Origin of the sequence: Bacteroides finegoldii DSM 17565 (genome assembly GCF_000156195.1) — a bacterium.
Lineage (GTDB): Bacteria > Bacteroidota > Bacteroidia > Bacteroidales > Bacteroidaceae > Bacteroides > Bacteroides finegoldii.
The window spans coordinates 956-12,508 of the sequence record NZ_GG688335.1 but is presented as its reverse complement, the minus strand read 5'-3'; the positions used below and the strand labels follow the sequence as shown (position 1 = coordinate 12,508).

At 41.7% G+C, this 11,553-nt stretch carries 10 protein-coding genes; 8 read left to right on the top strand and 2 right to left on the bottom strand.

Annotated elements, in window-relative coordinates; all coding sequences use genetic code 11:
• The first annotated feature begins 83 nt into the window (after window positions 1-83).
• Window positions 84-1,091, top strand: a complete 1,008-nt coding sequence (locus tag BACFIN_RS01985) for an NAD-dependent epimerase/dehydratase family protein (protein ID WP_007757587.1) — start codon at window positions 84-86, stop codon at window positions 1,089-1,091.
• Window positions 1,082-2,047 carry a phosphatase PAP2 family protein gene (locus BACFIN_RS01990; RefSeq protein ID WP_007757586.1) on the top strand — a complete coding sequence of 322 codons (966 nt, stop codon included), beginning with the start codon at window positions 1,082-1,084 and terminating at the stop codon, window positions 2,045-2,047. Before BACFIN_RS01985 ends, BACFIN_RS01990 begins: the two co-directional genes overlap by 10 nt.
• Here the strand turns inward: BACFIN_RS01990 and dusB are convergent.
• Both dusB and BACFIN_RS02000 read right to left on the bottom strand, forming a co-directional pair.
• Window positions 2,040-3,017 (bottom strand): tRNA dihydrouridine synthase DusB, encoded by a 978-nt coding sequence (dusB, locus tag BACFIN_RS01995; protein WP_007757585.1) that lies wholly within the window; start codon window positions 3,015-3,017, stop codon window positions 2,040-2,042. The genes BACFIN_RS01990 and dusB overlap by 8 nt on opposite strands.
• A 9-nt stretch (window positions 3,018-3,026) precedes the next feature.
• On the bottom strand, window positions 3,027-4,883 hold the full coding sequence (locus tag BACFIN_RS02000; RefSeq protein WP_007757584.1) for an RNA-binding domain-containing protein: 1,857 nt from the start codon (window positions 4,881-4,883) through the stop codon (window positions 3,027-3,029).
• A 24-nt stretch (window positions 4,884-4,907) separates the two neighbouring features.
• Between BACFIN_RS02000 and BACFIN_RS02005 the strand changes: the two genes are divergently transcribed.
• From BACFIN_RS02005 to BACFIN_RS22085, 6 genes are all read left to right on the top strand, one after another.
• The gene (locus BACFIN_RS02005; RefSeq protein WP_007757583.1) at window positions 4,908-6,191 is read left to right on the top strand and encodes a peptidase U32 family protein; all 1,284 of its coding nucleotides are present in this window, start codon (window positions 4,908-4,910) and stop codon (window positions 6,189-6,191) included.
• Between the two features lie 33 nt (window positions 6,192-6,224).
• On the top strand, window positions 6,225-6,626 hold the full coding sequence (locus BACFIN_RS02010; protein WP_007757582.1) for an acyl-CoA thioesterase: 402 nt from the start codon (window positions 6,225-6,227) through the stop codon (window positions 6,624-6,626).
• Window positions 6,623-7,747 carry a DNA-processing protein DprA gene (gene dprA / locus BACFIN_RS02015; protein WP_007757579.1) on the top strand — a complete coding sequence of 375 codons (1,125 nt, stop codon included), beginning with the start codon at window positions 6,623-6,625 and terminating at the stop codon, window positions 7,745-7,747. Before BACFIN_RS02010 ends, dprA begins: the two co-directional genes overlap by 4 nt.
• Before the next feature lie 761 nt (window positions 7,748-8,508).
• Window positions 8,509-10,284, top strand: a complete 1,776-nt coding sequence (locus BACFIN_RS02020; RefSeq protein WP_032839952.1) for an oxaloacetate decarboxylase — start codon at window positions 8,509-8,511, stop codon at window positions 10,282-10,284.
• A 91-nt stretch (window positions 10,285-10,375) separates the two neighbouring features.
• A complete protein-coding gene (locus tag BACFIN_RS02025; RefSeq protein WP_007757576.1) occupies window positions 10,376-11,359 on the top strand; it encodes a DNA cytosine methyltransferase in 984 nt (327 codons plus the stop codon).
• Window positions 11,304-11,504 carry an NgoMIV family type II restriction endonuclease gene (locus tag BACFIN_RS22085; RefSeq protein WP_081449109.1) on the top strand — a complete coding sequence of 67 codons (201 nt, stop codon included), beginning with the start codon at window positions 11,304-11,306 and terminating at the stop codon, window positions 11,502-11,504. Before BACFIN_RS02025 ends, BACFIN_RS22085 begins: the two co-directional genes overlap by 56 nt.
• Window positions 11,505-11,553 lie beyond the last annotated feature (49 nt).

The following is an 11,553-nucleotide window of genomic DNA, read 5'->3' as shown; positions in this document are numbered from 1 at the left end:
AAAAACGGTAATAATACTATTATATTTATCGTATCTTTGTAACCGAAATTTTAATTGTATTTATATAGAGCCGAAAAGTAGGAATGGAGAGTATTTTAATTACGGGTGCAAGCGGTTTTATCGGGAGTTTCATTGTAGAAGAAGCGTTGAAACGAAAGTTTAGTGTGTGGGCGGGAGTTCGTCCTACCAGTAGCAGACAATATTTGAAGAATCGGAAAATACACTTTTTGGAACTGGACTTTGCACATCCTAATGAACTTCGTGCCCAACTCTCCGGTCATAAAGGGACATATAATAAGTTTGATTATATCGTTCATTGTGCCGGTGTTACGAAATGTTTCGACAAAAAATCTTTCGACTACGTGAACTATCTTCAGACAAAGTATTTTATTGATACGTTGAGGGAGTTGAATATGGTCCCGAAGCAATTTATATATATAAGTACGCTTAGTGTGTTCGGTCCTGTGCGCGAGACAGATTACACTCCGATAAAAGAGGACGATTCTCCCATGCCCAACACGGCTTATGGTTTCAGTAAGTTGAAGGCTGAATTATATATTCAAAGTATTCCCGGTTTTCCTTATGTCATTTATCGCCCTACGGGAGTGTATGGACCTCGTGAATCAGATTATTTCCTAATGGCTAAGTCCATTCAGAAGCATTTTGATTTTTCGGTTGGTTTCAAGCGGCAAGATCTGACTTTTGTCTATGTGAAAGACATTGTGCAGGCTATTTTCTTGGGTATAGAGAAAAGAGTCATCCGAAAGGCGTATTTTCTGACAGATGGGAAAGTCTATAAAAGCCGTGCGTTTTCGGACTTGATACAAAAAGAATTAGGGAATCCGTTTGTTCTTCATCTGAAATGTCCGTTAATTGTGCTAAAAGTTATATCTTTGCTCGCTGAATTTGTTGCTACGCGTTCCAAGAAGTGCAGTACATTGAATTCTGATAAATATAAGATAATGAAACAACGCAACTGGCAGTGTGATATAACCCCGACAATTAACGAATTGGGATATACCCCCGGATACGATTTGGAGAGGGGGGTACGTGAAACCATTGCCTGGTATAAAAACGAAGGATGGCTTTAGACTTATTTAAGCGTGTAGAGACCCGGAAAGGGTTGTTTGCTGTGGAGAAGATTACATTGATTTATAATCTGCTGACTTCCATATTGATTCTATTCCTGTTTCAGAGGATGGACCATCCATGGCATATGTTATTGGATAGAGCCATGATTGCTGCAATGACTTTCCTGTTGATGTATCTTTATCGGCTTGCCCCTTGTAAGTTCTCGGCGTTTGTGCGTATCGTCATTCAGATGAGCCTGCTTTCCTATTGGTATCCGGATACTTTTGAATTCAATCGCTTTTTTCCGAACCTGGACCATGTCTTTGCTACCATCGAACAGTTTATCTTCAGTGGACAACCTGCTATCTGGTTCTGCCATACGTTTCCTCATATTTTGGTCAGCGAAGCGTTTAATATGGGATATTTCTTCTATTATCCGATGATGCTGATTGTGGCGTTGTTTTATTTCATTTATAGGTTCGAATGGTTCGAAAAGATGTCCTTTGTACTGGTTACTTCTTTCTTTATATATTATTTGCTTTATATCTTTATCCCTGTGGCAGGCCCTCAGTTCTATTTTCCGGCTATCGGATTTGATAATGTGGCTAAGGGAGTTTTTCCTGCCATCGGTGACTATTTCAATTATCATCAGGAGTTGTTGCCCGGACCGGGATATCAGCACGGATTCTTTTATAGCCTGGTAGAAAGCTCCCAACAAGTGGGTGAACGTCCCACAGCTGCTTTCCCAAGTTCACATGTCGGTATTTCTACTATCTTGATGATTATGGCTTGGCGCGGCAGTAAGAAGCTGTTCGCCTGTTTACTGCCTTTCTATTTGTTGCTCTGTGGGGCTACCGTATATATTCAAGCACATTACGTCATCGACGCTGTGGTAGGATTTTTCTCCGCATTCTTATTGTATGTAGTGGCAACCTGGATGTTTAAAAAGTGGTTTGCACAGCCGATGTTTAAATAGTAGCAAGTATCTCATCAAATATCCGAAAGAGCTCCTCCTTAGTTTCCGCCCGTAGCATGGCAATGCGTGTGTTGCGGAAATTGGAAATTCCTTTGAATAGGGGGCTGGCGGCCAGATGACGGCGTACGTGCAGGATACCTCTGCGTTCGTCCAGCAGATTGACACTGTCGACCACCTCCTGGCGTAGTACATCCATGCACCAGCCGAAACTGAGTGGTGGCAGTTCTTCACCGGTTTCCAGATAGTGTTTCACTTCCTTGAATATCCACGGACGTCCGAAGCTAGCACGCCCGATCATTACTGCATCTACTCCATAGCGGTCAAAGCACTCTTTGCAGCGTTGAGGCGTAGTCACGTCACCATTGCCGATAATGGGAATATGCATCCGTGGATTCTTCTTCACTTCACCTATCAGTGTCCAGTCGGCTTCTCCGGTATACATTTGTGCACGGGTACGGCCATGAATAGTCAATGCGGCAATTCCGCAATCTTGTAACTGTTCCGCTAAATCTACGATAATCTTATTATTGGCGTCCCATCCCAAACGGGTTTTCACAGTTACGGGAATCTTTACTGCATCTACTACGGCACGGGTAATCTCCAGCATTTTCGGAATATTCTGCAACATTCCTGCTCCTGCCCCTTTTCCGGCCACTCTTTTCACTGGACATCCGAAATTGATATCCAGAATGTCGGGCTGCGCTTCTTCCACAATTTTGGCTGCTTCTACCATTGTCTCCGTATCTTTTCCGTAGATCTGAATAGCGACAGGGCGTTCTTCATCACTGATACTGAGTTTTTGTGCGGCCTTGCTGACTGCACGTATCAGTGCGTCGCTTGATACAAACTCGGTGTATACCATGTCTGCTCCGAACTTCTTGCACATCAGGCGGAAAGCCGGATCAGTCACGTCTTCCATAGGAGCGAGCAGGATAGGGTATTTACCCAAATCTATGTGAGCTATCTTCATATATAAGTATTACTGCTTATTATTCGTTTTCTTATTGGTTGCTTTATATTTTTGTTTCGGATGATTGGGTACTCCGGGATATAAATATTCGATAGTCCTATTCTTTAGCATTCGTGGAATTATTTTATTGGCAATATAGTCAAAGGTTCTGTTTGTTCTTTTAGCGATTTCATCTAATGTGATGTAGTCTTCTGCAATGGATATTATTATGGATTGAAGTTCTTCGAATTTGAGTCTTTTTGAGCTTCCAACCTTCCTCTCCGGATCGTTGACATGATATTTTGTTCCCCTTCTGTTTCCTTCTGAAATAAGGAATCCTTGATTACAAAGCTTTTTCAGCATTTTTGTAATATCAGAACGGTGTTGCGGAATAACATATTGCAGTTGGGTATTATTAATCCCCCCCTCACTGTAACAAGTTACTAAGGCTGTCAACTCATCTTGCGTCAAGTTCTCAACCTTTCCATCAAACAGCTCCTTTAGTTTAATTACAGCATCATCCGGCAATAAACTAATCATAGGCAGGGTTAGTTCCACCTTATCCGGTCGGCTGAATTCTTCAACATACGGTTTCTGCCAGTTTGCTTCCCTCCAACCTTTAATGATCTTATTCACTCCGCTTCCCGCTTTTTCGGAAAACCCGATTAGCATAAACATCTTCTGCAAGGCTTTATTGCGGCAGACGCTATCTCCTCCTAGATAATATTGAGCTTTGCTGACCAGCATTGTTCCGGGATTTTTAAATCGGTACTTATCTACCCATTGTTCGACAACAATATTGCCCTCCTCCGAGAAATCACAGTGGATAAGCGTATTGATAAAAGCTTCGCGCACAGCAATGTGCGTAGGTGTCTCATCAATACGTATTCCGTTTCTGATAAGGAAGGGCTTAGGCAGGGGAGCAGTTAGTTTGGGATGAACCTTGCGATAAAACTGAAAGAGATTGGCTTCCCAAGTTCCGTCCGGACAGATTCTATCCGTCCATCGAATATCGGAGTTTTCGTTAAGATGCTCTCTATAGTCGGGGAAATAATTGGGCGCACATTCGGGATCGGTAATACTTTCTGTCTTTCCAAACATCAGTATGCCTGCCAATGTGAAACCTTCTACTTTCGTACTTCTGTCCTTGCGATATGCTTCAAGTTTAGTCAGAAATTCAATATCATTTAAATTAAGCCATGGATGAGATGGTTTCAAATTGGCAAAAAGCTGTCTGTATTGAATCAATGTTTCCTTATCAATGTCTTCCATCGAGTAATTGGGCAGAATCCTAGAGTCACGGGGATGACTTTCGTCCGAATCGGCAATCATGCGTCTGACTTCTGCATCCGTACACTTATAATCTCCTTCATGGTTGCGTTTAAATGTATGCCCACCGAAAGGGTTTCTTGTCCTGTAGATAGGGCGCTGCACACGGTTTGCACAGGGAACATAGATGAGAAGCAGATTTCTTTCTTTATAGCGACCTTCGTATAAGTCATTGTCGGAAAGCAGATTCTCATTTACGCAATCCGGATTATTAATTTGATTCCAGAAGTCTTTTTTGTATTGGCTGATTTGTTCTTTAGTCAGTCCTTCTATAATGAATTGCTGTTTATGCTCTTTCACACCAAGCACAATGACTCCCCCATCCGTATTGGCAAAAGAAGAATAAGTATCCCATAAGCTATTAGGAAGACCATCTTTGGCAACCTTGAATTCCAAATCTACAGCCTCCTCTTTTTGTATCAACGAGTCTATATAGTCGGTAAAATCCCACTCTTCCAGATTGTTGAGTACGATAGGTTTCTTATTTTCCATTTCTTCTTTCTGCTTTATTCTCTGCAAAAATACGGATAAATTCGTACCTTTGCATATTTCTATCATATTTAATGATTATCAGACAGTAAAATGAATATAAAAGATTTTGAAATAATGGCTCCTGTGGGGTCGCGCGAATCTCTTGCTGCGGCCATTCAGGCAGGTGCCGATTCTATCTATTTCGGTATAGAAAACCTGAATATGCGTGCCCGTTCGGCTAATACATTCACGATTGATGATTTGCGGGAAATAGCTCGTACGTGTGATGAGCACGGGATGAAGAGTTACCTGACGGTCAATACGATTATCTATGATAAAGATATCCCTCTGATGCATACTATTGTCGATGCAGCCAAGGAAGCGGGAATTTCTGCGGTGATTGCAGCTGATGTGGCAGTGATGAATTATGCCCGTCAGATAGGACAGGAGGTGCATCTTTCTACCCAGTTGAATATCTCCAATGCAGAGGCTTTAAAATTCTACGCACAATTTGCAGATGTGGTAGTATTGGCTCGTGAGTTGAATTTGGAACAGGTGGCCGAGATTTATCGTCAGATACAGGAAGAACATATTTGTGGTCCGAGCGGCGAACAACTTCGTATCGAAATGTTCTGCCACGGCGCGCTTTGTATGGCAGTATCGGGTAAATGCTATCTCTCTTTACATGAGATGAATCATTCGGCCAATCGCGGTGCTTGTATGCAGGTATGTCGTCGTTCTTACACGGTTCGTGATAAGGAAACGGATGTGGAACTGGATATTGATAACGAATATATCATGTCTCCCAAAGACTTGAAGACCATCCATTTTATGAATAAAATGTTGGATGCCGGTGTACGTGTATTCAAGATTGAAGGCCGTGCCCGTGGACCTGAATATGTACGTACGGTGGTTGAATGTTACAAAGAAGCTATCAAGGCTTATTTGGATGGAACATTCACCGATGAAAAGATTGCGGCTTGGGATGAACGCCTGAAAACCGTATTCAACCGTGGCTTCTGGGATGGATATTACTTGGGACAGCGTTTGGGCGAATGGACCAGGAATTATGGTTCGGCAGCTACGGAACGTAAGATTTATGTAGGTAAAGGTATCAAATACTTTTCCAATATCGGAGTTTCCGAATTCCTGGTAGAAGCTGCTGAAGTAAGTGTAGGCGATAAGCTTCTCATTACAGGGCCGACTACCGGTGCACTATTTATGACTTTGGAAGAAGCCCGTGTTGACTTGGAATCTGTGCAAACAGTGAAGAAGGGACAGCATTTCTCCATGAAATCGGATAAGATACGTCCCAGTGACAAGCTGTATAAACTGGTATCGACCGAAGAATTGAAGAAGTTCAAAGGGCTCGATATTGAGCAAAAAAGAGGCTAACTGTTATTTCTCAACTTTTAATTCTCAATTTAAATGAACTATATCTATGAATTGGAAATGAAGGTTCGCGATTACGAATGTGACCTTCAAGGTATTGTCAATAATGCCAATTATCAGCACTATCTGGAACATACCCGTCACGAGTTTCTGACTTCGGTGGGTGTCAGTTTTGCTGCACTTCATGAGCAGGGAGTCGATCCGGTAGTGGCACGTATTAGTATGGCATTCAAGACTCCATTGAAAAGCGGAGATGAGTTTGTCTCGAAACTATATATGAAAAAGGAAGGTATCAAGTATGTGTTTTATCAGGATATCTTCCGTAAGAATGATAATAAAGTAGTAGTGAAATCCACTGTTGAGACGGTATGTGTGGTAAACGGACGTTTAAGTGACAGCGAATTGTTCGATAACGTCTTTGCTCCCTACCTGAAATGAACAGCTCCGAAGAAGAACAAATTTATAGTATTGCTCTGACAATGGTGCCCGGTATCGGGCACATAGGAGCAAAACATTTGATAGATGGAATGGGTAATGCCGTTGATGTCTTCCGTCTGCGCAAAGAAATACAGGAACGTATTCCAGAAGTAAGTCAACGGGTGATAGAGGCATTGGATTGTCCGCAAGCTGTGTTTCGCGCCGAGCAAGAATATGAATTTATCCGGAAGAATCGTATCTCCTGTCTGTCCTTTTATGATGAAGCTTATCCTTCCCGTTTGCGGGAATGTGAAGATGCCCCTGTCGTCCTTTTCTTTAAAGGAAATGCCGATCTAAATTCCCTTCATATCCTGAATATGGTAGGAACCCGTAATGCTACTGATTATGGGACACAAATCTGCGCCTCTTTTCTGCGGGATCTGAAGGCGCTTTGTCCTGATGTACTTGTAGTCAGCGGACTTGCTTATGGAATCGATATTCATGCGCATCGTGAAGCTTTGGCTAATGAATTACCTACAGTAGGTGTTTTAGCTCATGGGCTGGATCGTATTTATCCTCATGTCCATCGGAAAACAGCTGTTGATATGCTTGAAAAAGGGGGATTACTGACCGAATTTCTGTCCGGAACGAATCCCGATCGCCATAATTTTATCAGTCGAAACCGTATTGTTGCCGGTATGTGTGATGCTACCATCGTCATTGAGTCGGCAGAAAAGGGAGGTTCATTGATTACAGCCGAACTTGCTGAAGGTTATCATCGCGATTGTTTCGCTTTCCCCGGTCGCATGGGTGATGAATATTCAAAAGGATGCAATCGGTTGATTAGGGATAATAAAGCATCCCTGTTATTATCTGCCGAAGATTTTGTGCAGGCTATGGGCTGGAATATGCAGACGACTCTTTCAGAAAAGGTAAGTGTGCAGCGTAGTCTTTTTATTGAACTGTCTGAAGAGGAACAAAAAATTGTCGCTATTTTGGAGAAACTGGGAAATCTGCAAATCAATTCTCTTGTAGTAGAAGCAGATATTCCTGTAAATAAGATGACCGCTATTCTTTTTGAACTGGAAATGAAAGGGGTGATTCGTGTATTGGCAGGAGGAATGTACCAGTTATTGAATTAACTCGCATGAACTAATCTCACATATGGACATAAAAAAAGGAGCAACGCCTTGCTCCAACCTTTGTTAACCTTAAATCTAATACTATGAAAAAAATCACATGACAAATGTAAATGTTCAACTGATTCTTTCCAAATAATTCTGTTGTATTTGTTTCTCTTTTAAATTCTTTCACTGATTTTCACTGTTATCGGACACGACGCACTTCTAATGGATAAAATATAGTACATTTATGGTAAATAATGGAGAGAAATGCAAGCCTTCTTGAATATGTTTCATTGTATTTCGAAGGGCTCGTGAAATATATACTTGTATGTTGCTGTGTATTTGCGCTTTACAATTTTAGGTTCTCACTAATACCATTATTTACTAGAGTAATAACAATAAAAAATGATGAAATCTTTATTTTAATGATTCAGTCAATATTGCATCTTATATTAATTATTGTAATAGTAATTTTGAGTATAATAAAGCTCTTGACAAGTGGATTATGCCTGATGGTTATCTTGGTTTGTTTATACCTTGAATGAAGTCGATGAAGTATTTGGCGATCTTAAAGGAATGATATATGTACGAACATAAAACAATTTGATTTGTTATTTATAGTGAATGGATCTATATAGGGGTGGTTTTCTTGCATTATGATATTAAACATCTCTTTATATCTATTTTTTAAGGTGATTGTTTGACTATATGTCAGTTTAAACCCTTATATTTGTATATGTGAAGTTAACCGAAGAAAAAATCACTTATTATTGGCTATGATGAAAAAGGAAATTAAATTCAGTCTTGTTTATCGGGACATGTGGCAATCTTCCGGTAAATATCAACCTCGGGTTGATCAGCTTGTCCGTATTGCTCCTTTGATTATTGAGATGAGTTGTTTTGCTAGAGTTGAAACAAACGGTGGTGCTTTTGAACAAGTGAATCTGTTGTACGGCGAAAATCCTAATAAAGCCGTCCGTGCTTTTACTGCGCCTTTTAAAGAAGCGGGTATTCAAACGCATATGCTCGATCGCGGATTGAATGCGTTGCGCATGTACCCGGTTCCGGCAGATGTGCGTAAACTGATGTATAAAGTCAAGCATGCGCAAGGAGTGGATATCACCCGTATCTTCTGTGGACTGAATGAGACGAGAAACATCATTCCTTCTATTAAATATGCTTTGGAAGCAGGTATGATTCCGCAGGCAACTCTTTGTATCACGTATTCTCCGGTGCATACCGTTGAGTATTATGCCCGAATTGCAGATCGACTGATTGAGGCCGGTGCACCTGAAATATGTTTGAAAGATATGGCAGGTATCGGTCGTCCGGGTATGTTAGGAGAATTGGTCAGGACTATCAAGGAGAAACATCCGGATATATTGATTCAATATCATGGTCATAGCGGACCGGGATTGTCTATGGCTTCTATCCTTGAGGTTTGTGAAAATGGTGCGGACATCATTGATGTGGCTATGGAACCGATGTCTTGGGGCAAAGTGCATCCGGACGTAATCTCTGTGCAGGCTATGTTGAAAGATTTAGGCTTCCAGGTTCCCGACATAAATATGAAAGCATATATGAAAGCTCGTGCGATGACGCAAGAATTCATTGATGATTTTCTGGGTTATTTTATGGATCCTACCAACAAATATATGTCTTCGCTTCTACTGAAATGTGGTTTGCCGGGTGGCATGATGGGTTCCATGATGGCAGACCTGAAAGGAGTGCATTCCGGCATCAATATGATATTAAGGAGTAAGAATGAGCCGGAACTTAGTCTGGATGATCTGCTTGTGATGCTTTTTGATGAAGTGGAATATGTATGGCCCAAGCTGGGTTATCCTCCTTTGGTGACTCCTTTCAGCCAGTATGTGAAAAATGTTGCATTAATGAATCTTATGCAGCAGGTAAAAGGGGAAGAACGTTGGACAATGATAGATAACCATACTTGGGATATGATTCTGGGTAAAAGTGGACGTCTTCCTGGTACGCTTGCACCGGAGATTATAGAGTTGGCGAAATCTAAAGGATATGAATTTGTCGATACCGACCCGCAGTTGAATTATCCGGATGCTTTGGATGAATATCGAAAGGAAATGGATGAAAATGGCTGGGAATATGGAGAGGATGACGAAGAACTTTTTGAACTGGCTATGCACGATCGCCAGTATCGTGATTATAAGTCCGGGGTTGCCAAAAAGCGTTTTGAGGAAGAGTTGCAACATGCTAAGGATGCGGCAATGGCAAAGAACGGGTATTCGGAAGAGGAAATTAAGAAGTTGAAACGTGCCAAGGCAGATCCGGTTATTGCCCCTGATAACGGACAGGTACTTTGGGAAGTTTCCGTAGAGGGACCATCCATTGCTCCATTCATCGGGCGTAAATATCAGCATGACGAAGTCTTTTGTTATCTTTCCACTCCGTGGGGGGAATATGAAAAGATTCTAACCGGATTTACCGGACGTGTGGTGGAGATATGTGCACAGCAAGGCGCTACCGTACGTAAGGGAGATGTTATCGGTTATATTCTGCGGAGCGATATCTTTGCGTGAGATAAGCCATATTTAAACACCGAGTTATTGGCATTGATAAAAGAATATCGTATTTTTGCATCTGAAACTTATAAACTTGAATGATCCTTATATGTATAATTCCATAGAAATATGTGCAGGTGCAGGCGGTCAAGCATTAGGACTTGAGATGGCGGGATTCTCTCATGTTGCATTGGTCGAATATGAAAAAGACTATTGCGAATGTCTGAAACGCAATCGTCAGGAATGGAATATTTTCTGTAAGGATGTGCATCATTTTGATGGTAAGCCTTACTACGGGCAGATAGATTTGCTAGCAGGAGGTGTACCTTGCCCTCCGTTTAGTGTTGCAGGCAAACAACTGGGAGCTGATGATGAGCGTGATCTTTTTCCTCAGATGCTCCGACTTGTGCAGGAAATTAATCCGCGTATCGTTATGATAGAAAATGTCCGTGGAATTTTAAGCTCTAAGTTTAATGCTTATCGGGAACAGGTACTTCAAACGTTGAAAAAATTAGGCTACAGTACACATCTTCAATTATTAAATGCTTCTGATTATGGTGTTCCTCAGCTACGGCCACGAGTAATTATTATTGGAATACGGAGAGATCTGGCAGATGTCTTCATGTTTCCCGAAAAGATACCAGAGAAAACACTGTCTGTAGGTGAGACTTTATATGACTTGATGTCAGCTAATGGTTGGAAAGCTGTCGAAGAATGGAGGCGGACAGCCAATAAAATAGCTCCCACTCTAGTAGGCGGAAGTAAAAAACACGGAGGTCCAGACTTGGGCCCGACAAGAGCACGTAAGGCGTGGGCAGAGCTTGGTGTAGACGGTCGGGGGGTAGCTAATGACGTTCCTGACGCAGACTTCGTGGGAATGCCACGATTGACTCCGGAAATGCTTGCAAGACTTCAGGGATTCCCCGATAGTTGGGATTTCGGCAAGCGTAAGACGATTGCCTGTCGGATGATCGGCAATGCTTTCCCTCCTCCTGTTGCTATGAAAATAGGGTTGCAAATCAAAAAGGTATTGGATTATGAACGCACTTATTGCAGAGGCGAGAAAAAAATATCACAAAGAGCTGCTATCTAGCGGTGTAATGACTATTGATAGCAAAGGAATTCCAAGTAATGCTGACAGTTCCTCCAAACTATCAATAAATATTGCCCACGGCATTGCTGACCAATTAATGGCTGAAGTCCACGAAAAAGCAGTAGGACAGACTTCGGGTGCTTAAATTTGAGCAAATGAATATGAATTTCTTGATGAATACATTTCCCTACCTG

Bases quoted from the DNA above. Each gene is read 5' to 3' on its own strand.
- BACFIN_RS01985 (WP_007757587.1), top strand. From the start codon at position 84: ATGGAGAGTATTTTAATTACGGGTGCAAGCGGTTTTATCGGGAGTTTC.
- BACFIN_RS01990 (WP_007757586.1), top strand. From the start codon at position 1,082: ATGGCTTTAGACTTATTTAAGCGTGTAGAGACCCGGAAAGGGTTGTTT.
- dusB (WP_007757585.1), bottom strand. From the start codon at position 3,017: ATGAAGATAGCTCACATAGATTTGGGTAAATACCCTATCCTGCTCGCT.
- BACFIN_RS02000 (WP_007757584.1), bottom strand. From the start codon at position 4,883: ATGATAGAAATATGCAAAGGTACGAATTTATCCGTATTTTTGCAGAGA.
- BACFIN_RS02005 (WP_007757583.1), top strand. From the start codon at position 4,908: ATGAATATAAAAGATTTTGAAATAATGGCTCCTGTGGGGTCGCGCGAA.
- BACFIN_RS02010 (WP_007757582.1), top strand. From the start codon at position 6,225: ATGAACTATATCTATGAATTGGAAATGAAGGTTCGCGATTACGAATGT.
- dprA (WP_007757579.1), top strand. From the start codon at position 6,623: ATGAACAGCTCCGAAGAAGAACAAATTTATAGTATTGCTCTGACAATG.
- BACFIN_RS02020 (WP_032839952.1), top strand. From the start codon at position 8,509: ATGAAAAAGGAAATTAAATTCAGTCTTGTTTATCGGGACATGTGGCAA.
- BACFIN_RS02025 (WP_007757576.1), top strand. From the start codon at position 10,376: ATGTATAATTCCATAGAAATATGTGCAGGTGCAGGCGGTCAAGCATTA.
- BACFIN_RS22085 (WP_081449109.1), top strand. From the start codon at position 11,304: ATGAACGCACTTATTGCAGAGGCGAGAAAAAAATATCACAAAGAGCTG.